A 26206-nucleotide genomic window follows, 5' to 3' on the forward strand; every position below is an offset into this window, starting at 1 on the left:
TCTTTCGTCGAGGGCACATCCATGTTTCAGTCCCGCCGCCCTGTGGCGCGCGATTTTTCGGTGGCAGTCTATCTGTACGAGCCTGGTGACGGCGGACTGGACCGCGTCGCCATCCTGCTGGCCAATCATTTGCTGCGCCGGGGTGTTCCGGTGGAATTGTGGATGACGCGCACGGATGGCGCCTGCGCGGATCTGATCGACCCGGCACTGACTATCCGGCAGGTGCCTGCTGTGGGCGGGACGCGCCGCCTGTCGATGATTGCGCAATTCCCGGCGCTCACCGCGATGGTCCGGCAATATCGGCCTGATATTCTTTATTCCGCCGGCAACCAGAGCAACATGTTGGTCGCGCTGGCGACGCTGGGCACCGGCACAAATGCCGTCAGCCGTATTTCCAATCCGATCGTGCGCCCCGGCCAGCATGGGCCGGGTGCCTGGGCACGGCTCAAGCGGTTTCGCACCATTGCGCGCTTGAGCGACCTGACCATCGTGATGGGCGAACATGACCGTGCCCTGCTGGCGGGCAGTGGGGATGCGCGATTACTGCCCCGCCCGACTGTCACCCATGCGATGGAACGAGCCTGCTCCGGGCGCCCGCCGCGGCGGGCCGGCGATCCTTGGCGGCTGTTGATGGTCGGGCGGTTGGCCGGGCAGAAGGATCAGGCGCTGGCGCTGAACGCGCTGGCGCAGTTGCGCCATCATGACTGGCGGCTGACCATCGCAGGGCAGGGGCCGCTCCGTGCCGACCTGGAGCGGCAATGCGTGGCGCTGGGCATTGCCGACCGGGTCGATTTTGCTGGTTTCGTGTGCGATCCCGATCGTCTTGCGGCACTGATGGGGCGAGCGGACCTGCTGCTCCAGCCGTCCCGATGGGAGGGGCTGTGCGCCACGCTGATCGAAGCCATGGCCTGTGGCGCAGATGTCGTCGCGACCGACAGCACGCCCAATATCCGGCCTTTGCTGGCCGCCGGTGGCCAGCATCCGGTGACGCCGGTGGGCGATGCCGGCGCCTTCGCGCGCGCCATCGAACGCAGCATGACCCGGCCTGCCCCGGCGGCGATGCGGGCCGCTGCGACCCGCGACCATAGCGTCGATCGTGCGCTCGACCGCTATTTGCGTGCATTTGAAGGGCTGGTCGGCAGCCGCGCCCGCCAACCCGTACCGTCGCCAGCCCTTTCATGATGCGTTAGGCTCTTGGCTACGTCTTTCGCGCTACAGCGAGTTGGACAGTAGTTTGGGATGCCGGATTTGGACGCGAAGACAGCCTATCTCCGGGATGCAGCGGACGCGGTTACGGCCTGTATCCTCGACGATCTCACGCTTTTCTACCATCATCGCTCCGGCCAGACCCATATGGTCATCAGTCCCGTGCCGGAAATTATGGAGCGGATGGCGGATGGTGCGCCGGTCACGGCGCAGACGATGCACGACCGGTTGGCCCGCGATTTCGAGCTGGGGCCGGAAGCGGACGCCGTGACGGAAATCGCGGCGCATCTCGACGCGCTGGTCGCGCTGGGTCTGGTCCGCCTGGCATGAGGCACAATATCACTTTACGCATCGGCCCGGCAACCTTCCGCATCGGTTCCGCCTGGCCGCAGCCGATCGCGCAACTGGCGCGGCTCTATGCCGATTATCCCAACGTGCAGGGCGCGATCGCCGACTTCACCGTCCGGCTCCAGCCGACCAGCCTGCTGCGCCGCTTCGTGCGCCCATCCATCTTCATCACCGGCGATCATGGTCTGGCCGATGCCGCGCCAATGAGTCTGGCCCATGGCCTGCTGGCCGCCGAAATGGGGATGAACCTGCAAATGGCACTGGGCTGGCGTCGGCACCTTTTGCTCCACGCCTCCAGCGTGGAGAAGGACGGTCGCGTGCTGGTCATGACCGGCGAATCCGGGTCGGGCAAGTCGACCCTGTCGGCCTTGCTGGGCGAGCGGGGCTGGCGCTTCATGGGCGACGAATTTGCGCTGCTCGATTGCGATAGCGGCGCGATCCTGCCCTTTCCCCGGCTCGTTAGCCTGAAGAATCGCGCGATCGGCGTCGTGACCGATGCAGTGGGCGAAGCGCGCATGGGGCCGCTGCTCACCGCCACGGCAAAGGGCGACATCCGCCATATGGTGCCCCGCGCCGACGCTGTCGCGCGCATGGACGAAGGGGGCATGCCGGCGCTGCTGCTCTTCCCGCGCTTCGGCCATGCCGCCGATGTGCGGCCTTTGGGGCAGGGCGAAATCTTCATGCGGCTGACGCAAGCCTCGACCAACTATGTCGCGCTGGGCGAGCCGGCCTTCACCGGCCTGACGCGCTTCGTGCGACAGGTGCCGGCGCGGGCGATCGACTTCGCGTCCGGCGACGAAGCCTTCGCCATGGTCGATCGTCTGTGGGAGGAACTGGCATGAGCGCGGCCCTGCTGGTGCAGGTGCTGCGCGATCCGGCGCAAACCGGGCGACTGGATGCGGATGGCTGGAACCGTCTGCTCGCCGCTGCGCGGGCCGAGCGGCTGATCGGGACACTGGCCTACCGGCTGGATGATGTCTCGGTACCCGATGCGGTGCGGCCGATCCTGACGGACGCAAAGCGCGACACCGCGCGGGAGGCGCAGCAGGCGCTGTGGGAAGCGGACCGCGCGGCGGAAGCGCTGCGCGGGCTGGACGTCAGGCCGGTGCTGCTCAAGGGCACGGCCTATGTCGCGGCGAATCTGCGCGCCGGGCAGGGGCGCTTCATAGGCGACCTCGACATCCTCGTGCCGCGCGCCGCCATGCCGTTGGTGGAACGGGCGCTGATGGCGGCGGGATGGGAATGGGTCAAGGAAGACCCCTATGACGACGCCTATTATCGCCAGTGGATGCACGAACTGCCGCCGATGATCCATGTCGAGCGTGACCGGATGATCGACGTGCATCATACCGTGCTGCCGCTGACCGCGCGCCAGAACCCGGATGCCACCGCGATGATCGCCGACGCCATTCCCATAGCCAATGGATTATATGTCCTGTGTGCCGAAGACCGGATCGTGCACAGCGTCGCGCATATGCTGGCCGATGGCGACATGCAGGGCGGCCTGCGCAACCTGTGGGATATCCATTGCCTGCTCCCCGACGTCGATCCGGCGGCGCTGGACGTGCGGGCCACCCGTCACGGCCTTGCCAGTCATGTCCGGCAGGCACGGCGGCTGGCGTGCGCCATCTATGGCGATGGCGCGCGGCTGACCCTGTGGGACCGGCTGGTGCGGGCGCGCCTCCTCGCGCGCAACGGCTGGGGGCAGGAGAGCCGCAAGCTGCTGGTCTTCGCCTTCTATGTGCGTTCGCACTGGCTGCGCATGCCGCCGATGCTGCTGCTGCGGCACCTCTGGACCAAATGGCGCAAGGGCCATCGGCCCCAGTAAATGACAGGCGTGCGTCGCAGCGATGACGCCGGCTGACTTGCAACTTTAACCGCGCTGCCATCGCGCGGACATGGGCATGACCCACGGGCGGGCTAGGCGCTGCTCAGGGGTCTGTATCATGTTCAAACCAGCGCGCGCATTATTGTTTGCGAGCCTGACGGCCTTGCTGGCCGCCAGTTCGCCCAGCGTCAGTTCGCCCGGCGAACGACATCTATCCTTGCCGTCATCGGGGCAGCCCGATCTGCCGCTCTCGGTCATGACCTATAATGTCATGGGCCTGCCCTGGCCGATCGCCTTCGGTCGGGATGAGGCGCTGGGGCGGATCGCCGATCGGCTGGCGGGCCTGCGGGCAGAGCGGCGCCAGCCTCATATCGTCCTGATCCAGGAAGGCTTCACCGCCGACCCGGCCCAATTCGCGCAGCGCGCCGGCTATGCTCATGTCGCCGCCGGGCCTGACCCGGCGATGCGCAGCGCGATTGTCGCCACCGCTGCGGATCGGATCTATCTGCGCTCTGCCCGCTGGGACCGGGGCGAAACGCTGGACAAGCCATTGAACAGCGGCCTCATCATCCTGTCCGACTATCCGATCGAAGCGGTGGATCGCATCGCCTATCCCGCCTTTGCCTGTGCCGGGTTCGACTGTCTGGCCAACAAGGGCGCGATGATCGCCCATCTGCGCGTGCCGGGGTTCGACCGGCCGGTCGCCGTGGTGAACACCCATCTCAACGCGCGCAAGGCGGCCGGCGTGTCGATCGCCCGGTCGCTCCGGGCGTTCGATCGGCAGGCGGGCCTGCTCGCCGGCTTCGTCGCGCGCCATGTGCCGCGCGATCGCACTCTGCTGCTGGGCGGCGACCTAAACATCGGCGGGGATGCGCAGCGTATCGGTGCCTTCTTCACGCACTGGAATCGGCCGGGCCTGACCTTCGTCGCGCCGCTGCTGGGTGGCGGCCGTCAGGCAAAGGCACAGGCATTGCTGGCCGATCCGGCGGACCGGCGCGACCTGGACGAAGCGGTCCTCCGGTCGAAGGACTGGATTTTCGCCCGCAGCGCCACCGGCGCGCCGATGTCGGTGACCGCCGCACATATCCCCTTCGGCGGCCCGGCCGACCAGCGCCTGTCCGACCATGTCGGCTATGCCATCGGCTATGAACCAGCCGAGGAAATGCCTCTGCGCTTTGCCGATGCGGGAGGCCGCTGATGCGCTTCCTCCCATCTGCTTTGCTCGCGACCGCGATGCTGCCGGTGCCAGCCATGGCGCAGTCCGTCTGGCCCGATCATGCCGGTTTTGCCCTGCGCCCGCGCGTCAATTTCTCGGTTCGCCCCGCACCGCTACTGCCTTTCGCGCAGCGACCGGCGCGCATTTATGCCATCGAACTGGTACCGCTGCCTGCCCAGCCGGCCGACCTGCACCTGACGCTGCAACGTCGTCGCCAGCGTGTTGCCGCGCTGATGGCCGCGCGCGCCGACCATCAGCCGCGCAGCAGCGTCCGGCTGGTCGATATCCAGATGGACCTGCCGCAGATGGATGAGCGACTGTCGACCACGGTCGGATGGCAGGCCGCCAAATTCAGCAACAAGGCGGTCAATGCAACGTCGCCCTATAGCCGCGACGACCTGCGCGTGCGCGACGATTTCGTGCCGTCGGCGCATCTTGCCTTCGCCGCCACGCCGCGACTGGCGCTGACCGCCGATTATCGCGAAACGGTGCGCGGCTATGCGGATATCGGCACGATCGGGGCTATGGGGCTGGACCAGCCCGCCTATCGCGCGCTGCGCCAAAATCTGCGGCCGGAGCGGGACAGCCGGACCCGTATCGGCCTGCGCTGGGCGGCGATGCCGGCATTGCAACTGGATGTCGCCGCCTATGACGGACAGGTGCGCGACCGGCTGGCCTTTGTTCTGGGCGGATATAGGCCGCATAATCTCGGCTCCGCGCACATGCAGGGCGTGGCGCTGGAGGCGCGGCACAGCCTGTCGCCAAGGCTGCGCTGGGCGTTGCGCTATGATCGGGCGCGGATCGACCCGGATCAGGGCACGGCGCTGACCGAAGAGCGGCTGGCGGTGCAGGGCGAATGGCGCCATGGTCCCTGGGGTTGCGCGATGAGTGCCGCGCGCACCAGCATGTCGGCCTGGGGGCAGGGGGCGAATCGGATGCGGGTGGAGGGCGGCATCGACTATTGGCCCGCGGACCTCCGTTTGCCGCGCATCGGATTACACCTGACCGACCCCGACAGGTTGATGAGCGGGCGGCTGGCGGACCAGCCGGCATCCGGTCCGATCCGCGCCGTCGATCAGGCGCGCGCATTGATGCTGAGCGCTGCCCTGCGCTGGTAACATCACCGTCCTTTTTCTGTAGCATTGCCTGCCTATCGGCAGGGCTTTCCTGATCGGAGCGGGCGATGCGGCACAAATGGAACATGATGGCGATGGCAGCGCTGGCACTGGCGGGGGCCGCGCAGGCGCAGGATGCCGACGCGCCGTCACCGCCTCCGTCGCCCGTCGCGCTGCGCCTGCCTGCCCCCGAAGCGCATCAGGGCGTCGCGTCGGACGGCGTGCATGTCTATGCAATCGACAATGACCGGATCGGCAAATATGTCATCGCCACTGGTCAGCGTATCGCGCAATGGCAGGGTGAGCGCCGCCTCTTCCCGCATATGAACAGCTGCACCGTGGCGGGCCGTGAACTGGTGTGCGCCGCGTCCAACTATCCCGCCGTGCCGCAGACCAGCGCGATCGAGATTTTCGACACGAAGACGCTGCGCCATCTGCGTACCGTCAGCCTCGGCTTCGGGCCCGGATCGCTGACCGTGCTGGATCGCCATGCCGGCAAATGGTGGGCGGTATACGCCAATTATGCGGGCAAGGGCGGGGAGCCGAACCGCGATTATCGCTACACGTTGCTGGTGCGGATGGACGATGCTTTCCGGCAGGAAGCGGCCTGGACCTTCCCGCAACAGGTGCTGGCCCGCTTCGCCCCCTTTAGCTGTTCGGGCGCCAGTTGGAGCCAGGATGGCCGCCTCTATGTCACTGGGCATGACCGGCCCGAAATGTACGAGCTGGCCCTGCCGGAGGCGGGATCAGTATTGGAATGGAAACGCACCATCGGCATCGCTTCGCCGGGGCAGGCGATCGACTGGGATCCCAGGGTCGCGGACCGCGTCTGGTCGGTCGACCGGAAGCAGACCACGCTGGTCGCCAGCGATATCGCGGATTAAGCGGACCGCAGCATCGACCCGATCGCCAGTCCGCCCATGTCGGCGACCGCCGCCAGCCGCGTACGGCTATGCCCGCCGCGGGCATCGGCGGACAGGCCAGACATCATCGTCACCATATAATCGGCCACCACTTCGGCCTGCGCGGCATGGGTCGGACGCAGATAGTCGCGCAGCCGCTCGCGGCTTTTGCCTTTCCAGTTGCAGGCGAGGTCTGCTGCCTGCCGGTCTGCCCCGCGTGCGCCCTCCAGTACCATGCATCCGGGTGTTTGCGGATCGAGGGCATAGACGCGCGCCGCTTCCCGCAACAGCGCGGTCAGCGCCGAAACCGGGTTGGACTTCGGCTTGAGCAATGTGTCGACGGGTAATGGATTGCTCGTCGCATAGCGCTCCAGCACTTCGTCATACAACGCAGCTTTGCTGTCGAATGCAGCGTAGAGGCTGGGCGGATTGATGCCCATGGCGTCTGCCAGCGCGGCCACTCCAACCCCTTCATAACCCCGCGCGTGGAACAGGGCCTGTGCCTGATCCAGCGCCTTTTCCCGGTCGAAGGCGCGGGGCCTGCCGCGCGGTTTGGTTTTTTCTTTATCGGTCACTATAAAAATCCTTGAACCCATGTTTCATTGATATATATAGCGATCATTACAAATATCTCAAGGAGCATGACCATGACCGACTTCACTGGAAAGAAAGCCCTCATCCTCGGCGGCAGCCGGGGCATCGGTGCCGCCATTGTCCGCCGCTTCGCTGGCGACGGCGCACAGGTTGCCTTCACCTATGCCGGATCGCACGACGCTGCCCGGACGCTGGCCAGCGATACCGGTGCCACCGCCGTCCAGTCCGACGCGGCCGATCGGCAAGCGGTGATAGATGTGGTGGCCGGGCAGGGGCCGCTCGACATATTGGTCGTCAATGCCGGGACGCTTGTGATGGGCGATGCGCTGACCTTGGATGCCGATGCGGTCGACCGGATGATCGATATCAACGTCCGCGCACCCTATCATGCCGCGGTCGAAGCGGCGCGCCAGATGCCCGAAGGCGGCCGGATCATCGTGATCGGATCGGTCAATGGCGATCGCATGCCCTTCGCCGGCGGTGCGGCCTATGCGCTCACCAAGTCGGCGTTGCAGGGCATGGCTCGCGGACTGGCTCGCGATTTTGGCCCGCGCGGTATCACCGTCAACATCATCCAGCCCGGCCCGACGGATACGGAGATGAACCCGTCCGATGGCCCGATGGCCAGCACGATGCATGGTTTCATGGCGATCCAGCGCCACGCCACGGGGCAGGAAATTGCTGGACTGGCCGCCTATCTGGCCGGACCGGAAGCGGGCATCATCACCGGCGCGATGCACACGATCGACGGTGGTTTCGGGGCCTGAGCCTCTGGCGTCAGGCGGCGGCGATGCCCGGCGGCTGGAGGTCGTCGGTCATCAGCCACATTTCCGCCGGCAATTGCGAGGAGAACACGCCGACGATCGCCTTGCCGAGGCGCGCGCGGACATACATTTTGTCCGCGACGTCGGCGACCAGAATCGCCACCCGGTCGGTAGGCAGATAGGTCCGCTCCATATGTTCCAGAATCCGGGCTTCGGTTTCCCGTGCCTGCCTCTGCGCCTCTGTCACGTCGGACAATATGCGAATCGGCAGGCCATTGCGGCGCCGGTCCGCGATGATCAGGCCCAGATGCGTGTAGTGGCGGTCGACATCGGCGATCGACCACAGTCCGGTTGCGTGGACAAAGATGATTCCGTCAGGATCGTCCAGTTCGCATGCGATCATAAGGCACCTTGTGGTAACACAGCGAACATAACCTACATTAAGTTAACGCAGCAAACTCCTTTGCCGAGGATTACAGAAAAATTGTCGTGCGACTCATGACAAATGCTGTTTTCCTTTACGAAATGTGCGGGAACGATGCGCCAGTCGCAGCATCGTTCCCGCACGGACATCAGTCCTTCTTCAGGATGTCGAGGGCCAGCACGGTCATCGCCTCGCTGGCGGTCGCGATCACCTTATCCGCTTGCGGGGCCCAAAACGGACTGTGCAGTGAGGGCAGGCTGGCCTGACCGGCGGCTGCGGCGGCCATCTTGTCCGCCGGCACGCCGCCGACCCAGAAGATGAAGCTATTGATGCTCTTGTCCGCGCGATAGAAGCGGCTGAAATCCTCGCCGCCCATCACAGCTGATGTCTTGATGACGCGATCGGCAGGGAAATGGCCTTTCAGCACGCCCGCCATCTGCTCGGCGAATTCGGGCGGGTTGTAGGTGGAGGGGGTGAACTCATCCTGCACGCTGACCACCGGCATCCGGTCGTCGGGTATGCCCGCCGCGATCGCCTCGCCCCGGCTGATCCGCTTGATCCCTTCGATCAGCTTCGCGCGGGTTTCGTCCGAATAGCTGCGGACGGTGAGCAGCAGCTTCGCCTGATCCGGGATGATATTATGCTTGGCGCCGGCCTGGAAGCTCCCCACGGTCACGACCGCGGGATCCTGCGGGTCCTGTTCGCGGCTGATCAGCGTCTGGAGCGAAGTGACGATGCGCGCGCCGAGCACGATCGGGTCGCGCGTCGTCTGCGGATAGGCGCCATGGCCGCCCAGCCCCTTTACGAGAATGTCGATGCTGTCGACATTGGCCAGCGCATAGCCGGGCGTGTAGCCGATCTGGCCGGCGGCGATATTGGCCGCGTCGTGGAAGGCGATGGCATGGGTTGGCTTGGGGAAGCGGGTATAAAGCCCGTCCTCCAGCATGTTGCGCGCGCCCTTGCCCACTTCCTCGGCAGGCTGAAGTATCATGACCAGCGTGCCCTTCCACTTGTCCTTCGCCCCGGCCAGCAGCTTGGCCGTCTCGATAAAGGCGGTCATGTGGGTGTCATGGCCGCAAGCGTGCATCACGCCCGTCTCCACGCCTTCGGGCGTCTTGGTACGAACCTTGGACGCGAACTCCAGGCCGGTCTGCTCGACCACCGGCAGTCCGTCCATGTCGGCGCGGATCAGCAATACCGGGCCGGAACCATTTTTCATCACCGCCACGACGCCGGTGCCGCCGACCTTTTCGGTCACGTCATATTTCAGCGCTTTCAATCGCCTGGCGAGTTTGGCCGCGGTGTTCACCTCCTGCAACGATAGTTCGGGATTGGCGTGCAGGTCGCGATAGAGCGTCATCAGCCCGTCCATATCCTTCGCCACGGCCGCACCGATCTCGCTCTGGGCGGGCGGGGTGGGGGCGGGCGTTTCAGTTGCCGTCTGGGCAACGGCGATGGACGAAAAGCTGACGGCGGCCAAAATGGCCGTGAGCGCGTGGCGCATGTTGATAATCTCCCTTGCTGACCAGAAGCATAAGAGGATTTTGTGAGCGGGGAAGGGGGATTGTTGCGGCCCCGCCATGCTTAATCGAGGCCGAGCCGGTCCAGATAATCGCTCGCGCCATGCAGGATATGCAGCACGACGATCCGTTCCGCTTCGACCCGGTAAAAGATCAGATATTGGCCATATACCCGCCGCCGCACATCCAGATGGGCATAGCGGGCCACAACCGGGAACGCCCTGGGATAGTCCGCAAGGCCCAGACATTTGTCCCGCAGTTCGAGGATGAAGCCGAGTGCGCGGGCGGGATTGTCGGTCGCGATATGATAGGCAATCGCTTCCAGATCCCGTTCAGCTTCGGCGGCCAGTTCGACCTTCATTCTGCGCTGTCGGACAGCGCGCGATATTTGCCTTCCAGCCGATCGAAAACGGATCGGGCATCCTTCGTGCGCCCCATATCGGCGTCGGCCATGCCACGCATGACCGAGGCGTCCAGCGCGGCCAGCCGCGTCTCGCGTTCGTGGATCAAGCGCACGCCCTCGCGCAATACCTCGCTCTTGCTGTTGTAGCGGCCGGTTTCCACCAGGCCGGCGACGAAAGCTTCCAGTTGCTTGCCCAGATCGGCGCTGATCATATCTCTATTCTCCAGCACCGATCATAGGGCTTTTATCAACTATTATCAACGCGCCGAAATGAACGCCCTTATATCCGCGCTCAGTTTGCGCAGGTCGTCGGGGCGGACATACATCATGTGGCCGGCATCATAATAATGATATTGGATGCGTGACGCGTCGAAGCCGGTGCGGCTCATGGCATATTCCGCGCCGAAGAAGGGCGTCGCAAAATCATACCAGCCCTGGCCGACGAAGACCTTGAGGCCGCGATTTTCACGCAAGGCCTTGCCCAGATAGGGTGCGACGCTGCCATAGACTTCGCTGGCCCGGCCGCTCTTGCCGTCCAGTTTCCAGTCCCATCCGCTGACCCCGCCGATCGTCACATAACTCCGGTCGGTCTTGTAGCCCAGATCGTCGCGGGCATAGCTGTTCATCGCGGCGGTATAGGCGCCGTCGATCGCGTAGAAGCTGGGATCATTATCCGGCTCCTCGCCCGCCGCGTCATAATCCTTGCCGGTATAGCGGGTGTCGAGGCGGCCGATGCTCATGCCACGGTCGCGCAGCAATTCCTTGTAGAAGCGGCCGGGCGAAATGCGCAGTTCGGCATGATCGACGAACGCTTCCGACAGGCCGGTCAGCCGGGCCAGTTCCGCCCGCACGCTGGCGCGTTCCTCGGCGGACAACTGATTGCCCTTCAATAAAGCGGCGGCATAGGGGCCTATGGCGAAGGCGCGGGCCTGCTGCGCCGCTTCGGCGACAGTCGCGGGCGGATTGCCCATTTTCTTGTGATACCAGGCGGTCGTCGCCATCGACGGCAGGTTGATGATATAGGGCATTTCATTGCCCTGCACTTCGGCCGTAGCGCCGAAGTCGAGGATGGTGGAGATCAGGATGATACCGTTCACCGCGACATCATTATAGCTGCCCTCCAGTTCGTTGATCAGCGCCACCGACCGGGTCGTGCCATAGCTTTCGCCGCCGATATATTTGGGCGACGACCAGCGGCCATTGTCGTTCAGCCACAGGCGGATGAACTCGGCGATCGATTTGGCGTCGGCCGACACGCCCCAATAATCCTTGGGGTCCTTCTTGCCGATGGCGTGGGAAAAGCCGGTTCCGACCGGATCGATGAAGACGAGGTCGGTGACGTCCAGCAGCGATTCGGCATTGTCGACCACCGGATAGGGCGGCGCGCCGTCATCCTGCGCATCGGGCAGCACTACCCGCTTGGGGCCGAAAGCGCCCATGTGCAGCCATAGCGATCCTGAGCCGGGGCCGCCATTATAGAGGAAGGTGATGGGGCGCTTCTTGTCACCGCCATCCTTGACATAGGAGGTGGCGTAGATGGCCGCGAGCGGCTTGCCGTCCTTGTCCTTGAGGTAGGTTTCGCCGGTGGTCGCGGTGTAGCTGATTGGTTTGCCGCCGAACACGCCCTTATGCTTCGTCACGGAAATGTTGGGGGCAGGGACGGGGCTTTCGACGGCATCGTCCTTCTTGCCGTCGTCCTGGGCCATGGCGGCGGTGGCAGATGCCATGGAAGACAGGGCCAGCGCCAGGGCGGCGAGGCTGGTGGTGAAGCGCATGATAATCCCCTTGTTTTACGGTCGTCTGGCTAGCGAAGAGGGGGCGGCGTGAAAAGAGGGTGCGCATCATGACGCGACAGCGACGCGACGGAGCGAAGTTCACACCGTTGCAGGGGCTTTTGCGGCCCGAAGCGTTCCCAAGGCGCTCGCGACGCGTCTGCGATGCGCCATTGACGCGTCATCCGGGGCACAACTGCGCGCCTTCGACGCGAGAGTCGCGCGACACGAAGGCGACCGGAACGCGGCCGGCATGAGGCGGCTACAGGTGGGGAGCGATGTCATCCCCAAAAGTGGATCAGGGATAATCCTATTAGGAAAGGGGTTTGTGATTCGGCCGAGTTGGGTGATTAGCGGAACGTCGGCTTGTAGGAAGCAAGTGCGGCAAACTATCGTTTAAAATGCTGGCTCCGTACCGTCTCCTAAGTGAATCTGCCCGTCTCGCACCTTGAACCAGCGATCAGCCTTATGCCGCCGATCTACTATGTGCCATTGCGGTTGACCGTCAGTGGTGGAGAACGAGAGAAACCGAAGACCCGATTTCGTCGCCAAGCTTATCTCTGGAAGCACACCAAACAACTCGCAGCTTTCGATCTGCGCGCCTTGAAGTTTGGAAAATGCTGGCTCCCACAAGTCATCTTCGCTCCAGCTACCACAAACGATCGAGCGCGCGTCCTCTACACGCCAGCTCCACTTTACACCGATGGATATTTCGCCTTCAGGATGCCCCGGCGAACCATCTCTTTTTTTTCTGGGTGTAAGTTGGCCAATCTCCAGAAAAATTGCTGACCCATAGCCTTGCCAGAAGTAGCTGATGGTTTCTCCCGCCAACGTGGAGGCAAAGGATTCAAATTCTTCGGTGAAGGTCATAGACCGATGATAACGCTAGAGTCTGCTCTGTAGAAAGCACAATCGCAACATCGGGGCCTTGAATTGGTCGCTACCCGCCATTCCCTGCTCCTGAAAAGGGAATGGCGGGCCATGCCGGGCTCGCTGCTTATTGCGCCGTCCAGCCGCCGTCGATCGACAGGTTTGCGCCCGTCACCTGCGCGGCGGCATCGCTGCACAGATAGAGCGCCGTCGCCGCCACCTGCTCCGCCGTCACGAACTGCTTGGTCGGCTGGCCGGCGAGCAGCACGTCGTTCATTACCTGCTCGCGCGTCAGGCCGCGCGCCTTCATCGTGTCGGGGATCTGGTTTTCGACCAGCGGGGTCCAGACATAGCCCGGCGAAATGCAGTTGGCGGTGATGCCGAAGGTCGCGACTTCCAGCGCCACCGTCTTGGTGAAGCCATTTAGGCCATGTTTGGCGGTGACATAAGCGCTCTTGAAGGGCGAAGCGACCAGCGAGTGGGCCGAGGCGGTCTGGATGATCCGCCCCCACTTCTTTTCCTTCATATGGGGCAAGGCGAGCCGCGTGGTGTGGAAGGCGGCATTCAGGTTCAGCGCGATGATCAGATCCCATTTGTCGAGCGGGAATTCCTCGACCGGCGCGACATGCTGCATGCCTGCATTATTGATGAGGATATCGATGCCACCGAAATTGTCGGCGGCTTCCTTCATCATCGCTTCGATCTGATCCACCTTGGTCAGGTCGTGGCCCGAATAAAGCGCCCTGGCGCCGGACAATTCTTCCAGCCCCTTGCGCTCCTTCTCGATCGCATCCGCATCGCCGAAGCCATTGATCACGACATTCGCGCCTTCGCCGGCCAGCGCCTTGGCATAAGCGAGGCCAATGCCGGAGGTCGATCCGGTGATCAGCGCGGTCTTGCCAGTGAGGGAGGTGCTCATGCCTTTTTCTCCTTGAGATGATCGGGTTCGTCGAGGTCGAAAGTGGAACTCTTGCCGTCGAGGATGTTGCGGGCGATCAGGTCGCCCTTGTGCATCACTTCCTCCACCGCGTCGCGGCCCTGCGCCCAGTGGTCGAGCATGGTCGAGCGGGAAAATTCGAAGTCCTTGGCGCCGCTTTCCCAGGCGCGGGAGCGATAGATGAGGTGGACGATATTGACCGACCCCTGGTCCAGACACTCGCGCAATTCCTGCGCTTCCACGCTGTCCTGCAAGTCTGGCGGCAGCTTGTCGAGCAGCGCCTGAATCGCGCCATGTTCGCGGCGCAGGCGCAGATACTGGTCCGTCACCTGCCGGGTGCGGCTGCTATATTGCACATCTTTCATGCGCGAATAGACATCGGTCATCTGCCGCGGCATCGGCCCTTCCGCCGGGAAGAGGTCGACCTGAAACACCAGCATATCCTCGGTCTGGTGGTTGAGGACATGGGCCAGCGGCGTGTTGGAAACGAGGCCGCCATCCCAATACCAGCGGCCGTCAATCTCGACCGGGGGCAGGCCGGGGGGCAGGGCGCCCGACGCCATGATGTGGCGCGCGTCGATACGCGTGTTGCCGCCGGGGCCGCGCGTGTCCCAATAGGCGAAATTGCCCGTCTCGACATCCACCGCGCCGACCGACAGGCGCACCGGCCCGTCGTTCAGCAGATCCCAGTCGACACAGGCGTCCAGCGTGTCCTTCAGCGGGGCAGTGTCATAGAAGCTGATCGCGCCTGCCGTGCCTTCCGGCATTAGCATGGCGGGCCAGAGGCGGGGGCGGAACATGCCGGGCACGCCGAAGCTGGCGACGGTGGCGGCCGCGCCGAGATGTGCGGCTTCGCGAATATGGTCGATTTCGGGCAGGATCATGTTGGGCATCCCGCCCGACACGGTGTACCAGAATTTCTTGAGCCGGCTGATGCGTCGGTGCGGGGGATTGCCGGCGATGATCGCGGCATTGACCGCACCGATCGAAATGCCCGCGACCCAGGTGACGTCCACGCCCAGTTCGTCCAGCCGTTCATAGACGCCCGGCTGGAAGGAGCCGAGCGCGCCGCCGCCTTGCAACAGCAGAGCGACTTCGCGGGGGAGGGGGAGAGGGGTGCGCGCGCGGCGAGGCGGCTTCGCATCCTGACGGTTGGATTCAATATCAGCCATGTCGCAGTGCAATATAGGCTTTGCCGGCGCCATTCCAACTTAATGTCTCGTAAGAATTCGGTAGAAAATTCGCTGGAGGCGAATTTCGCCGCACCAGCCCTCACCCCCACCCGGCCACCCAACGACAGTATTTTATGGGTGGCCGGGTGGGGGTGAGGGCTGGTGCGGCTCTACCAATGCCCGATTGGGCATTTTCATACAGTCTCGTAACAAATCGGCAAATGCCGCAACCTTGGCTTGCAAGGACCGTTTCACGCCCGGCCTGAATCGGATAGGCACTGATCGGATGGCATGGGGCCAGAAGACGGCACCACTAAAGGGACAGCGGGATGCGGCTCGACGACGAACAGGAAAGCAGCCATTACGAAGTGCAGGACGGGCGCGGCGGTGGTTTAGGCGGCGGCGGGCTGGGTGGTGGCCTGGGTATGTTGTTGCCGCTGGTCGGCAGCCGCTTCGGTTGCGGCGGGATCGCCGTCGTCCTGATCATCATGGTAGTGATGGGCGTCAATCCGCTGAGCCTGATTGGCGGCGGTGGTGGGCAGCAGGTGCAGACGCAAAAGCCCGCCAGCGGTCAGTTGACCGACGTGCAGCGTGTCTCCCTGAAGGTGCTGGGATCGACCGAACGGCGCTGGACCGACATCTTCAAGGCGGAGGGGCAGCAATATCCGCCGCCCACTTTGGTCTTCTACAGCCAGAATGGCCAGTCGGGGTGCGGCGCGGCGCAATCGGCGATGGGGCCTTTCTATTGCCCGGCCGACCAGCGCATCTATCTCGACACCGATTTTTTCAAGGAAATGGAAACGCGTTTCAACGCGCCGGGCGATTTCCCGATCGGCTATATCATCGCGCATGAGGTCGGCCACCATATCCAGACCATCACGGGCCAGGCGGACAAGATCCGCAAGGCGCAGCAACGCGCGAGCGAAGCCGAGGGCAATGCGCTACAGGTGAAGATGGAGTTGCAGGCCGACTGCTATGCCGGCGTCTGGGCCGCGCGCGACACCAATTTGATGGAGCCGGGCGACCTGGAGGAAGGGATGCGCGCGGCCGAGGCGATCGGCGACGATACCTTGCAGCGGGAAGCGGGGCGCAGGCCGGTGCCCGACAGCTTCACCCACGGCACCAGCGCGCAGCGGATGCAGTGGCTGCGCAAGGGGCTGGACAGTGGCGATCCCGCGCAGTGCGATACCGGCGCGGTCTGAGCGCGCTCAGCGCTCGCTATTGGGTGAACCGACGGGCGCGCTTTGCGGTGAGAAGCCGTCGGGCATGCCGCCGGTGATCGGCGGTGCGGACGTGTCGGGCAAGCCGGCACCCGGCGTCATCGCCGGCTGACCGGCGCCCGCCATCGGCTGGCCGAAGGACGCCGACGTATCCGCTGACGGTGCGCCCGGTACGGACGGCGGCGGGGCAACCGGCACAGGAACGGGCGGCGGCGGCACATCCGGCTGGATCGTGGACGGTGCAGGCTGTTCCGGCTTGGGCAGGAAACTCTGGGTCGCCATGACGATCAAAGGGGCTGCGAGCAGCGTGGCGATAGCGAAATTGCGATACATCATGGGCGCGTGCGACTTTTTGTGGCGATGGATGAATTTTTCTACCCAAAATGGGTAAATAAAGCCTTCCGCTCCCGTCCGAACGGGCCGGTCAGTGTCGGTCGAGCTTGGCCAGAAGGGCCATCATATCGGACGGCGTCCCGTCGTCGCCCGGCACATAGGTCGCCCGAAGAGCATTGCCGACGCCTTCATAAGGCTTTGGCAAACCTATGTTAAGTACGGGCGTGCTGCTGCCGTCACGTACCGTTGCCGATCGGCCAAAGGGTTTGCGCTGGGACTCCATGGAGGCAGAACGGCTCTATGACCCAAAAGTTTCTGGCATTCGTCGCAAGGCCAAGCGATAGCGCCCCCGAATAACAAAGAAGCGATAAGCGAGAGCAGATGTGATCGACTGGCTGGACACCGAAAAGCGGATCAGGAGCCATTCCCCCTTTCTGGCACGTGCGCTGGACCGGTTTCCGGCGGTGACGGAGCGGTTGGCCGCGGGCGACTTTGATGGCGCCTTCGTTGCGGCACAGGCGGCTGGCAGCGCGGAGGATGGTATTGCGAAGTCGCTGCGGCGGCGGCGCGGGGCGATCGCGCTGGCGGCGGCGGCGGCTGATCTGGCGGGCGCGTGGGAGGTGGACCGGGTGACGCGCACCTTGTCCGACTTTGCCGATCAGGCGCTGGAGGAAGCGCTCGCCGCCGCGATGCAGGAACGCTATCCCGATGCCGAGCATCGCGGCTTCGTCGTGCTGGCGCTGGGCAAGCATGGCAGCCGCGAGCTGAATTATTCGTCCGATATCGACCCGATCCTGCTCTACGATCCGGCCACCCTGCCGCATGGCGAGCGGGAGGATGTCGCCGATGCCGCCGTTCGGATCGGCCGGCGGGTCAGCGAATTGCTGAACGCCCGCGACGGCGACGGCTATGTCTTCCGCGTCGACCTGCGCCTGCGTCCCTCGCCCGAAGCCACACCAATCGCCCTGCCGGTGGAGGCGGCGATCGGCTATTATGAATCTACCGCGCTCGGCTGGGAACAGGCGGCGTTCATCCGTGCGCGGCCTGCGGCCGGTGACAAACAACTGGGCGACTATTTCCTGCGCCAGATCCGCCCCTTCGTCTGGCGCCGCAGTCTGGATTTCGGCGCGATCGACGCGATCGTCGACATATCGCGCCGCATTCGCGATCATTATGCGCAAGGGCAGGCGTTCGGGCCGGGCTATGACCTGAAGCGCGGACGCGGCGGCATTCGCGAGGTCGAGTTCTTCGCGCAGGTGCACCAACTGATCCATGGCGGGCGCGACCCGTCGCTGCGATCGGGCAACACGCGCGAGGCGCTGCGCGCGCTGGCGGCCGCCAATGTGATCGAAGCCGATGTCGCGGCTCGGCTGGACGAAGCCTATATCCTGTTCCGCACCATCGAGCATCGCTTGCAGATGGTCGAGGATCGCCAGACCCACGAATTGCCCACGTCGGAAACCAGTCTGGACAATGTCGCGCGCCTGCACGGCCTGACCGACGGCGCAGCGCTGCTCGACCTGCTGCGGCCCCATGTCGAATGGGTCGGCCGCAATTATGACCGGCTGAGTCCCGAAAAAGCGGATGCTTCCCTGTCGCATGATGAGGACCGGCTGAAGGCGCAGCTGGTCGAGCTGGGCTTTGCCGATCCCGAAACGCCGCTGGCCCGCATCGCCCGCTGGCGCGGCGGCACGATCCGCGCCCTGCGCAGCGCGCCGTCGAGGGAAGCGCTGGAGGCGTTGCTGCCCGGCCTGATGCGCACGCTGGCCAAGGCGCCCGATTCGTCGCGCGCGCTCAACCGGCTGGACGATATGATCGGTCGGCTGCCCAGCGCCATCAACTTCTTCAAGCTGCTCGCCGCGCGCCCTGCCTTGGTTGAATTGCTGGCCGAGATATTGAGCCATGCCCCGACGCTGGCTGATGCGCTCAGCCGCCGGGCGGAGCTGATCGACGGGCTGATCGACGCGTCCGCCTTCGATCCAGCGCCATCGGTGGAGGTGCTGGCGCAGCAGCTTGGCCGGCTGGAGCCGGGCGAGGATTATCAGACGCTGCTAGACCGGGTGCGCCAGCGCGTCGGCGACCGCCGCTTTGCGCTGGGCGCGCAGATCATCCGGGGCGGCGATCCGCTGGAGGCCGGCCGGGGCTATGGCCGCGTCGCCGAAGCCGCGATCGAGGCGCTGGCCGCCGGCACGGTCGCGGAGTTTGAAACCGCTCATGGCAAGGTGCCAGGCGGCGAATTGCTGATTCTGGCACTGGGCCGCATGGGCGGCGGTGTGCTGACCCACGCGTCGGACCTCGACCTCGTCTATCTCTTCACCGGTGATTTCTCCACGGAATCGGACGGGGCCAAGCCATTGGGCGCGACCCAATATTTCAATCGTCTGGCGCAGCGCATCACCAACGCCCTGTCAGTCCATACCGCATCCGGCCCGCTTTATGAGGTCGACACCCGCTTGCGCCCGTCCGGCGCGCAGGGCTTGCTGGCCGTCAGCCTCGACAGCTTCGCGCGCTATCAGCGGGAGGAAGCCTGGACCTGGGAGCATCTGGCGCTCACCCGCGCGCGGCCGGTATTCGGATCGTCTGACGCCCGCGCCGCGCTCGACGCGATCTTGTCTGAAACGCTCCAGCGGCCGCGGGATTTCGACGAACTGGCGCGGCAGGCGGTGAAGATGCGCGGCGACATCGCGAAGCACAAGCCGCCGGTCGGCGACCTCGACGTCAAGCTGGTGCCGGGCGGCCTGGTCGATCTGGAGTTCCTGATCCACGTCAACCAGTTCCATTATCGCATCGCCTTCGACCCCGATCTGGGTAAGGCGCTGGCCGATCTGGTCGCGGCCGGCCATCTGCCCGCCGACCTGATCGCCGCGCATGACCTCATCACCCGCTATCTGGTCGTCTCCCGCCTCGTCTCGCCCAAATCGACCGAGCCGGCGGAGGCGACCCGGCCGCTGGTCGCGCGGGCGTGCGGCGCGGAAGATTGGGACGGGCTGCTTGCCAGCTATGCACAGGCGCGGATATGCGTCAGCGAAGCCTGGGCCGCGCTCGCCGCGCCCTATCAGGAGGAATGACCATGCTCGAACAGGGTGACGCGATCCCTGACGTGACTTTGAAGGACGCCGACGGCGTCGATTTCACGCTGCACAGCTATCAGGGTAAGCCGCTCGTCGTCTACTTCTACCCCAAGGCCGATACGCCCGGCTGCACCAACGAAGCCAAGGATTTCACCGCGCTGGCCGACGCATATGCCGCCGCCGGCGTACCGGTGATCGGCATTTCCAAGGACAAGCCGGCCAAGCTGAAGAAGTTCGCGGAAAAATATGGCCTGACCGTCATCCTCGCCTCCGACGAGCCGGGCACGGTCTGCGAAGCGTTCGGCACCTGGGTCGAAAAGTCGCTCTACGGTCGCAAATATATGGGCATCGAGCGGGCGACCTTTCTGGTCGGCGCGGACGGCAAGATCCTGCGCGTCTGGCCCAAGGTGAAGGTGAAGGGCCATGCGGAGGAAGTGCTGGGGGCCGTGACCGCGCTTTGAGCCTGCCGCCTTCCGTGACGAGCGTGGGCGCGGCCTGCGCCCATATATTGCTGACCGCCGATCCGCAGGCCAAGCTGATGGCCGCGCGGGCGGTGGCGCGCGCCTGGCGACTGGGGCGGCTGGCGCATCGCTTCGATGCCGTCATGCCCGATCGGCCGGCGCGACCGGATGTGCCAGAATTGCTTTCGCCCGCGCAAATGCCCCGGCGCGGCAAGATCGGTTCCGAACGCGCGCGCATCGCCATGCTCCATGCGCTCGCCCATATCGAATTTGTCGCGATCGATCTGGCCTTCGATCTGATCGGCCGCTTCGGCGATCAGTTTCCGCCCGATTTCACCAGCGAATGGATGAAGGTCGGCGCGGATGAGGCGATGCACTTCGCGCTGCTCGACCGGCGATTGCGGCAGTTGGGCAGTCATTATGGCGCGCTGCCCGCGCATGACGGATTGTGGCAGGCGGCGGAGGAAACGGCGGGCGATGCGCTCGCGCGTCTGGCCATCGTGCCCATGGTGCTGGAGGCCCGCGCGCTCGACATCACGCCCGCCACGGTGGAGCGGTTCGAAGGGGCAGGGGACATGACGTCAGGTAAGATGCTGCGCCGCATCGTCGCGGACGAGATTCGCCATGTTGCGGCGGGGACGACATGGTTCATCTGGGCGACGAACCGCATGGGTGTCGAATCCCCGAAACATTACCAAATGCTTGTGAAAAGGCATTTTCGCGGCGGCGTTAAGCCGCCGTTCAACGACTCGGCGCGTCGGCAGGCCGGTTTGACGGAAGAATTTTACGTCGCGCTTGCAACCTGAGCGGCAATTTGCAGTCTGCACTCAGCGGGGGCGATCCAGGTCGCCAAAAAATTTAACACGGGAAGCGCCGAGGGGCATCAAGCCTCCGGTGACATAGTCGGGGTCTGCATGTCGGTTCTTCATTCGGTTAATGTTCGCCAATCACTTTGGTTCCAGGCGAACAAGGTTAAAATGGCGTTAGCGAGTATCGGGATTGTCGGCGCGCTGTGCGCAACCGCCCCGGTCCATGCCACCGAAACCGACGATCCCTATGGCGAAGCGTCGGAAATCAACACCAGCGCGCTCGGCCCGTCCGACGTCGGCTTCTCCAACCTCTTTTCCAGCCTTCAGCGGCTGGACGGCAATGCCAAGACCGCAGCCTATATCCCGTCGGGCCGCCCGGTCGAAAAGCTCTCGCTGACCTCCAACTTCGGCGTCCGTTCCGATCCGTTCAACCGCTCCGCCCGCATGCACAAGGGCATCGACATTCCCGGTCCCATCGGCACCCCGGTCCACGCCACCGCCGACGGCATCATCAGCCGCGCCGGCTGGGCCAGCGGCTATGGCAACCTCGTCCAGATCTCGCACGGCAGCGGCATGGAAACGCGCTACGGCCATATGTCGAAGCTGCTGGTGGCCGAAAACTCCTATGTGAAGCGCGGTCAGGTGATCGGCCTGATGGGCTCGACCGGCCGTTCCACCGGTAGCCACCTCCATTATGAAGTCCGCGTCGATGGCGCTGCCATCAACCCGCTGCCCTTCGTCGCCGGCCCCGACTATCTGGTCGCGATGAACACCAAGCCGCCGCTCGCCATGGGCGGCCCGACCAAGGCGGAAGAAAAAGCCGCCGACTGATCGCGGTTTATAACGACATTCGCAAAAGGTCCGGCATCCGATGGGGTTGCCGGGCCTTTTGCTTGATCCTATCTAGGCACCATGTCCGACATTGATCTCACCCCGTCCGCTGCTGCCCGCGTCGCTGCCATCGCCGCAAAGCAGGGCAAGCCTGCCATCCTCCGCCTGTCGGTGGAAGGGGGCGGTTGTTCGGGCTTTCAGTATAAGTTCGGGCTGGCCGAAGCGGTGGAAGCGGAAGACCTGACCATCGAACGCGACGGCGTGACGCTGGTGGTGGACGATGTCAGCATCGATCTGGTGCGCGGATCTGCGGTCGATTTCGTGTCCGATCTGGGCGGGCAGGCGTTCAAGGTGACGAACCCGAACGCCACCGCCGGTTGCGGCTGCGGGACCAGCTTCTCGGTCTGATTTCCGTCCGCGATTTCACACTCCGTTCGCCCTGAGCTTGTCGAAGGGCATTACTTCTTTAAAGAGCGGGCAGGGGCTTCGACATTCTGACGAAGTCGCCTGACTGGTTGGGACAAGGAAGTCGGATGCGCATTGCCACCTTCAACATCAACGGCATCAAGGCGCGCCTGCCACGCCTGCTTGAATGGCTGGACGAAACGCGCCCGGACATCGCCTGTCTTCAGGAAATCAAGACCAGCGACGAAACCTTCCCGGTCAAGGATATCGAGGCCGCCGGCTATGGCGTGATCTGGCACGGGCAGAAGGGGTTCAACGGCGTCGCCATCCTCGCGCGCGGCGAAACGCCGGTGGAGGTGCGCCGGGGCCTGGAAGGCGAGCCGGAGGACGAGCATAGCCGCTATCTGGAAGCGGATGTGAAGGGCGTGCGCGTCGCCAGCATCTACCTGCCGAACGGCAATCCGCAGCCCGGCCCCAAATTCGACTATAAACTCCGCTGGATGAAGCGCCTGCGGGACCGTGCCGCCGAAATCTGGGCGGAGGAAGTGCCTGCGATTCTGGCCGGCGACTATAATGTCATCCCGCGCGACATCGACACATTCTCGGTCAAGGCGATGCAGGACGACGCGCTGATGCAGCCCGAAAGCCGCGCCGCCTATCGCCGCCTGCTGGCGGACGGCTGGACAGACTCGATCCTCAGCCGCCACCCGAATGGCGGCGTCTGGACCTTCTGGGATTATCAGGCGAACAGTTGGCCGCGCGACGCGGGCTTCCGCATCGACCATCTCCTCCTCAGCCCCGCCGCCGCCGACCGCCTGATCGACGCACAGGTCGACAAAGAGTTTCGCGGCCGGGAAAAGGCCAGCGACCACGCGCCCACCTGGGTGGAACTGCGCGACATCTGAAAGCCGGTCGATTGCCCAACCCCCGTTCGCCCTGAGCCTGTCGAAGGGCGTTGCGCGCACCCTTCGACAGGCTCAGGGCGAACGGATGTAGTGCGGGCCCAATTATTACCCGGATCATATTGACTCAATAATGTCCGGATAATAATATCCATGCCGAAAGGGAGATTCGGCATGGAACGGACATTGACGGCCTTTGCGGGCGACCTGTGGATCGCGACTGGCGACGAAGGCGAAGTGCGCGCGGCGTTGCGCGCCATGGGCGACGAAGCGCAAAACATCCTGCTGTTCGACGACGAGACCGGGCGGCAGGTGGATATCGACCTGCGCGGTCCGGTGGTCGAGGAAGCGCGGGGCAGGGGGCGCCCGAAACTCGGCGTCCAGCCGCGCGAAGTGACGTTGCTGCCGCGCCATTGGGAATGGCTCGCCACTCAACCGGGCGGCGCATCGGCCACCATCCGCCGCCTCGTGGAAGATGCGCGTAAAGCGAGCGTCCAAACGCCCGACCCGCGCGCCGCGATGGACGCGGCCTATCATTTCATGACCGCCATGGCCGGCGACCGTCCCGGCTACGAAGCCGCAATCCGCGCGCTGTTCGCGAAGAATGGGTCGCAGTTCATGGCACTGTCGCAGGACTGGCCGTCGGGGATCAGGGATCATGCAAGGGCGTTAGCGGCGCCGGCGTTTGCAGGGTGATTGCTGACGACCAGTTTTTGCCGTTTGCGCAATTATAGTTCATGTCTAAAAGCTGACATCGCCGAGGGATGAGCATGTTGAACACGGTGAGGGGACGAATACTCCACTTCGGACTTTCGATGTTTTGCATCGGGACGGCTTCGTGCGGAGATGGCACTCCGCCAGCAATGGATCAGATCGAAATTTTTGCGGCGGGCTTGGAAATATCTGTTGAGGATGATGGTGCTGGCCAATTCTATCAGCGACTAGAGAATAAAAAAGGGCGTTTTAACCTCGGTCCCCAAGGCTTTGCTAAGCTGAGAACCCAGACAGAACCCTATCGAGTCTCCCATGACGCGATATCAGCGGACGTTGTTTCGGATTATATCACCGGAGATAGGCGCTGCGAGGGTGATTATGTTACTGACCAAGGTGGCATCACCTTCCATTGGAAGGGACAATCCATAGATCAGTTCTACATGGTTGATTATGGTTGTGATAGCGCACTGCATGCTGCGAGAAATAAAGCGCTGCGAGAAATATTGGCATCACTGCCGGTCCCTCCTCCGGCGCTTATGCCATGAGTATCCTGATCAAGCAGCAATCAAATCGGGGATGGCAGATTTCAAGATAAGCATACTCGAAGCTGCCAGTCCGCTCCCCACCCCAAGCGGAGTCCGGCGGTCATTTTGGCCTGCCCCACAGCCGTCACCCCAGCGGAGGCTGGGGTCTCAGGCGGTAGCAGAATGACGCCAGCCGCCTAGCGCTATCCGTTTACGCAGCGTGCGCCTTCCTGAGATCCCAGCTTTCGCTGGGATGACGTTGTGATATGACATTCGACTTTAAAAGCAGACAGTTCGCTTCCCGCCCAAAGCCAGTCGCCCAAGCCAGCCTTAAGCCGCCAGCCTTAGAAACGGCACCGGCTGGGTGGATCGCAGCACGATGGGCTTGCCTTCCGACGCTTCGAACAATTCGCCGTCCAGGATCACGCTGCTGCGGTCGCCCTCGATGCGGATGATGTCGCCCTGTTCCAGATGGATGCCCTGCATCTTGTGCTTGCCCACCCGCTTGAACAGGCTGGCCCAGATCAGGCGGAACAAGGCGGGCAGGCTCTGGTCCACCGCCATCAGCTTCATGTTGCCGCGCCGGCTGTCGCCGGGGTCAACGCCCAGCAGTAGCCGCTCCAGCGTGGTCACGATCAGCACGGCAAAGCGCCCGACCAGCTGGCCTTCGCGGATCAGCGATATGCTGACCGGCCGGCTCGACGGCGGCAGGAATTTGGCGCGGATGCCGAACAGCAGCGAGAACACCACAGCGATCGCAGTGATGACATGGCTGAGGCCGTTGGACAGGCCCAGCGGATAAATCTGGTTGCGGCAATATAGCATGTAATCGGCAAGGCCAGCGCCGCCCAGGAACATGCCCAGCACCGGCCGACTGCCGACCGCGCCATCGGACAAGGCGATCAGCTCGCGCGCGACGACATGATCGTCGACGCCCGCCTTGGCGATCTGCACGATCCGCTCCAGCGCCTTGATCGGGTCGCCATGGATGCCGAGGTCGAGAGCAATGAGGTTCGTCTTGCCATTGGGCAGCACCGCGATCGGCGGCACCCGGCCCTTGAAATGCTCACCCTGATAGAGTTCGGTCAGCGACGCCTGCACCGTGCCGTCGCCGCCATTGATGACGATGACGGTGGGATCGACGCGGGCGATCGTCTGGAATGCCCGGCCGATCTGGTCGACCTGCTCCACCTCATAATGGAAGATGTCCGGGTTGCTGGCGCAGTAACTGCGCACGCGCGGAAGCGTCTGCCGGTTGCCCGTGGATTTCGGATTGGACAAGAGGGCGACGCTTACCATGGCTTTTCGATCACATATATTTGAGGTTGATCGTGATTTTCGTCACGCCCGGCCCGACATGAAAGGCCGCCTTCTCCACGCCGGGCTTGCCCAGATTGAAGATGCTGATCGCCGGATTGTTGGAAAATCCGCCGCCGTCCCGCGAAATGTCGGTCTTGCCATTGCCGTCGCGGTCGTGCCGCACGGCGATGCCATATTCGCCCGATTTGGGCACCGGCACGCAAAAGCGCATCGTGCCATTGGCGGGCTTCACAGCCGTATCGATTCGGCTGATCCATTCGCCCTTCGCCAGCCAGGCCGCCCGCGTCGCGGGATAGGACTGGATGCGTATCTTGCCGGTGGCCGCCACGAAACCGCGCACATCGACCAGCACCGCCGGCCCGCGCGCATCCGCGCCGCAGCGTTCAAGGTCGTTCGCAATTTCCTGGCCATGGGCCATGACCGGGCTTGCAGCGACCAGCGCTGCCCCAACCATCAGACCCATTGCAACTTTTACCATGACCATCAGACTCCTGGAAGCTATAGCCGCCGATATGGACCGGACGGCGAGCCCCTGTTCGCCCCGC

General features: G+C 64.0%; 29 protein-coding genes. 17 read left to right on the top strand and 12 right to left on the bottom strand.

Features of this window, described 5'->3' with window-relative positions; genetic code table 11:
- The first annotated feature begins 21 nt into the window (after positions 1 to 21).
- The 7 genes from RQH62_RS02445 to RQH62_RS02475 all read left to right on the top strand — a co-directional run bounded on the left by RQH62_RS02445 (position 22) and on the right by RQH62_RS02475 (position 6597).
- Positions 22 to 1182 carry a glycosyltransferase gene (locus RQH62_RS02445; RefSeq protein ID WP_311267141.1) on the top strand — a complete coding sequence of 387 codons (1161 nt, stop codon included), beginning with the start codon at positions 22 to 24 and terminating at the stop codon, positions 1180 to 1182.
- A 57-nt stretch (positions 1183 to 1239) separates the two neighbouring features.
- Entirely contained in the window at positions 1240 to 1536 is a 297-nt protein-coding gene (locus RQH62_RS02450; protein WP_405053505.1) for an HPr-rel-A system PqqD family peptide chaperone, read from the top strand.
- Entirely contained in the window at positions 1533 to 2396 is an 864-nt protein-coding gene (locus RQH62_RS02455; protein ID WP_311267143.1) for an HprK-related kinase A, read from the top strand. Before RQH62_RS02450 ends, RQH62_RS02455 begins: the two co-directional genes overlap by 4 nt.
- Positions 2393 to 3382: a nucleotidyltransferase family protein gene (locus RQH62_RS02460; protein WP_311267144.1), complete on the top strand. Its 990-nt coding sequence runs from the start codon at positions 2393 to 2395 to the stop codon at positions 3380 to 3382. The genes RQH62_RS02455 and RQH62_RS02460 overlap by 4 nt, the downstream gene beginning before the upstream one ends.
- Positions 3383 to 3500: 118 nt before the next feature.
- The gene (locus RQH62_RS02465) at positions 3501 to 4580 is read left to right on the top strand and encodes an endonuclease/exonuclease/phosphatase family protein (RefSeq protein ID WP_311267145.1); all 1080 of its coding nucleotides are present in this window, start codon (positions 3501 to 3503) and stop codon (positions 4578 to 4580) included.
- Positions 4580 to 5716, top strand: a complete 1137-nt coding sequence (locus RQH62_RS02470) for a TonB-dependent receptor domain-containing protein (protein ID WP_311267146.1) — start codon at positions 4580 to 4582, stop codon at positions 5714 to 5716. Before RQH62_RS02465 ends, RQH62_RS02470 begins: the two co-directional genes overlap by 1 nt.
- A gap of 83 nt (positions 5717 to 5799) precedes the next feature.
- Positions 5800 to 6597: a hypothetical protein gene (locus RQH62_RS02475; protein WP_311267147.1), complete on the top strand. Its 798-nt coding sequence runs from the start codon at positions 5800 to 5802 to the stop codon at positions 6595 to 6597.
- Here the strand turns inward: RQH62_RS02475 and RQH62_RS02480 are convergent.
- Positions 6594 to 7190 carry a TetR/AcrR family transcriptional regulator gene (locus RQH62_RS02480; protein WP_311267148.1) on the bottom strand — a complete coding sequence of 199 codons (597 nt, stop codon included), beginning with the start codon at positions 7188 to 7190 and terminating at the stop codon, positions 6594 to 6596. The genes RQH62_RS02475 and RQH62_RS02480 overlap by 4 nt on opposite strands.
- Before the next feature lie 72 nt (positions 7191 to 7262).
- Here RQH62_RS02480 and bdcA point away from each other — a divergent pair, with 72 nt between their 5' ends.
- Entirely contained in the window at positions 7263 to 7976 is a 714-nt protein-coding gene (gene bdcA, locus RQH62_RS02485; RefSeq protein WP_311267149.1) for an SDR family oxidoreductase, read from the top strand.
- Positions 7977 to 7986: 10 nt separating this feature from the next.
- On the opposite strand, the gene RQH62_RS02490 is transcribed toward bdcA, so the two are convergent.
- The 8 genes from RQH62_RS02490 to RQH62_RS02525 form a co-directional block, all read right to left on the bottom strand.
- Positions 7987 to 8376, bottom strand: coding sequence for a hypothetical protein (locus tag RQH62_RS02490; RefSeq protein ID WP_311267150.1), 390 nt, complete (start codon positions 8374 to 8376; stop codon positions 7987 to 7989).
- A 169-nt stretch (positions 8377 to 8545) separates the two neighbouring features.
- Entirely contained in the window at positions 8546 to 9901 is a 1356-nt protein-coding gene (locus tag RQH62_RS02495; RefSeq protein ID WP_311267151.1) for an amidohydrolase, read from the bottom strand.
- Between the two features lie 80 nt (positions 9902 to 9981).
- Positions 9982 to 10278 carry a type II toxin-antitoxin system RelE/ParE family toxin gene (locus RQH62_RS02500; protein ID WP_311267152.1) on the bottom strand — a complete coding sequence of 99 codons (297 nt, stop codon included), beginning with the start codon at positions 10276 to 10278 and terminating at the stop codon, positions 9982 to 9984.
- A complete protein-coding gene (locus RQH62_RS02505) occupies positions 10275 to 10532 on the bottom strand; it encodes a type II toxin-antitoxin system ParD family antitoxin (protein WP_311267153.1) in 258 nt (85 codons plus the stop codon). The genes RQH62_RS02500 and RQH62_RS02505 overlap by 4 nt, the downstream gene beginning before the upstream one ends.
- 45 nt (positions 10533 to 10577) lie before the next feature.
- Positions 10578 to 12095 (bottom strand): S10 family serine carboxypeptidase-like protein, encoded by a 1518-nt coding sequence (locus tag RQH62_RS02510; RefSeq protein WP_311267154.1) that lies wholly within the window; start codon positions 12093 to 12095, stop codon positions 10578 to 10580.
- Positions 12096 to 12488: 393 nt separating this feature from the next.
- On the bottom strand, positions 12489 to 12962 hold the full coding sequence (locus RQH62_RS02515; RefSeq protein WP_311267155.1) for a hypothetical protein: 474 nt from the start codon (positions 12960 to 12962) through the stop codon (positions 12489 to 12491).
- A gap of 127 nt (positions 12963 to 13089) precedes the next feature.
- A complete protein-coding gene (locus RQH62_RS02520) occupies positions 13090 to 13881 on the bottom strand; it encodes a 3-hydroxybutyrate dehydrogenase (RefSeq protein ID WP_311267156.1) in 792 nt (263 codons plus the stop codon).
- Positions 13878 to 15071: a DUF3734 domain-containing protein gene (locus tag RQH62_RS02525; protein ID WP_311267157.1), complete on the bottom strand. Its 1194-nt coding sequence runs from the start codon at positions 15069 to 15071 to the stop codon at positions 13878 to 13880. Before RQH62_RS02525 ends, RQH62_RS02520 begins: the two co-directional genes overlap by 4 nt.
- A 329-nt stretch (positions 15072 to 15400) precedes the next feature.
- Here RQH62_RS02525 and RQH62_RS02530 point away from each other — a divergent pair, with 329 nt between their 5' ends.
- Positions 15401 to 16273, top strand: a complete 873-nt coding sequence (locus tag RQH62_RS02530; protein WP_311267158.1) for a neutral zinc metallopeptidase — start codon at positions 15401 to 15403, stop codon at positions 16271 to 16273.
- 6 nt (positions 16274 to 16279) lie between these two features.
- Here the strand turns inward: RQH62_RS02530 and RQH62_RS02535 are convergent, their stop codons facing one another.
- Positions 16280 to 16627: a hypothetical protein gene (locus RQH62_RS02535; protein WP_311267159.1), complete on the bottom strand. Its 348-nt coding sequence runs from the start codon at positions 16625 to 16627 to the stop codon at positions 16280 to 16282.
- A gap of 380 nt (positions 16628 to 17007) precedes the next feature.
- On the opposite strand from RQH62_RS02535, the gene RQH62_RS02540 reads away from it, so the two are divergent.
- The 8 genes from RQH62_RS02540 (at position 17008) to RQH62_RS02575 (ending at position 24362) form a co-directional block, all read left to right on the top strand.
- Positions 17008 to 19692 (top strand): bifunctional [glutamine synthetase] adenylyltransferase/[glutamine synthetase]-adenylyl-L-tyrosine phosphorylase, encoded by a 2685-nt coding sequence (locus tag RQH62_RS02540; RefSeq protein ID WP_311267160.1) that lies wholly within the window; start codon positions 17008 to 17010, stop codon positions 19690 to 19692.
- A gap of 2 nt (positions 19693 to 19694) precedes the next feature.
- Positions 19695 to 20156 carry a thioredoxin-dependent thiol peroxidase gene (bcp, locus tag RQH62_RS02545; protein ID WP_311267508.1) on the top strand — a complete coding sequence of 154 codons (462 nt, stop codon included), beginning with the start codon at positions 19695 to 19697 and terminating at the stop codon, positions 20154 to 20156.
- Positions 20153 to 20962, top strand: a complete 810-nt coding sequence (locus RQH62_RS02550) for a ferritin-like domain-containing protein (RefSeq protein ID WP_311267161.1) — start codon at positions 20153 to 20155, stop codon at positions 20960 to 20962. Before bcp ends, RQH62_RS02550 begins: the two co-directional genes overlap by 4 nt.
- A gap of 108 nt (positions 20963 to 21070) precedes the next feature.
- The gene (locus RQH62_RS02555; RefSeq protein ID WP_405053506.1) at positions 21071 to 21796 is read left to right on the top strand and encodes a M23 family metallopeptidase; all 726 of its coding nucleotides are present in this window, start codon (positions 21071 to 21073) and stop codon (positions 21794 to 21796) included.
- Positions 21797 to 21877: 81 nt separating this feature from the next.
- Entirely contained in the window at positions 21878 to 22204 is a 327-nt protein-coding gene (erpA, locus tag RQH62_RS02560; RefSeq protein WP_311267163.1) for an iron-sulfur cluster insertion protein ErpA, read from the top strand.
- 125 nt (positions 22205 to 22329) lie between these two features.
- A complete protein-coding gene (gene xth, locus RQH62_RS02565; protein WP_311267164.1) occupies positions 22330 to 23106 on the top strand; it encodes an exodeoxyribonuclease III in 777 nt (258 codons plus the stop codon).
- 171 nt (positions 23107 to 23277) lie between these two features.
- Entirely contained in the window at positions 23278 to 23799 is a 522-nt protein-coding gene (locus RQH62_RS02570) for a DUF2239 family protein (RefSeq protein ID WP_311267165.1), read from the top strand.
- 167 nt (positions 23800 to 23966) lie between these two features.
- Positions 23967 to 24362 (top strand): hypothetical protein, encoded by a 396-nt coding sequence (locus RQH62_RS02575; protein ID WP_311267166.1) that lies wholly within the window; start codon positions 23967 to 23969, stop codon positions 24360 to 24362.
- A 309-nt stretch (positions 24363 to 24671) separates the two neighbouring features.
- Here the strand turns inward: RQH62_RS02575 and RQH62_RS02580 are convergent, their stop codons facing one another.
- Positions 24672 to 25640, bottom strand: coding sequence for an acylglycerol kinase family protein (locus RQH62_RS02580; RefSeq protein WP_311267167.1), 969 nt, complete (start codon positions 25638 to 25640; stop codon positions 24672 to 24674).
- Positions 25641 to 25650: 10 nt separating this feature from the next.
- Entirely contained in the window at positions 25651 to 26145 is a 495-nt protein-coding gene (locus tag RQH62_RS02585) for a DUF2141 domain-containing protein (protein WP_311267168.1), read from the bottom strand.
- Positions 26146 to 26206: the final 61 nt, after the last annotated feature.

This window comes from Sphingobium sp. WCS2017Hpa-17, from assembly GCF_031843765.1.
In the GTDB taxonomy this organism is placed as follows: Bacteria; Pseudomonadota; Alphaproteobacteria; order Sphingomonadales; family Sphingomonadaceae; genus Sphingobium.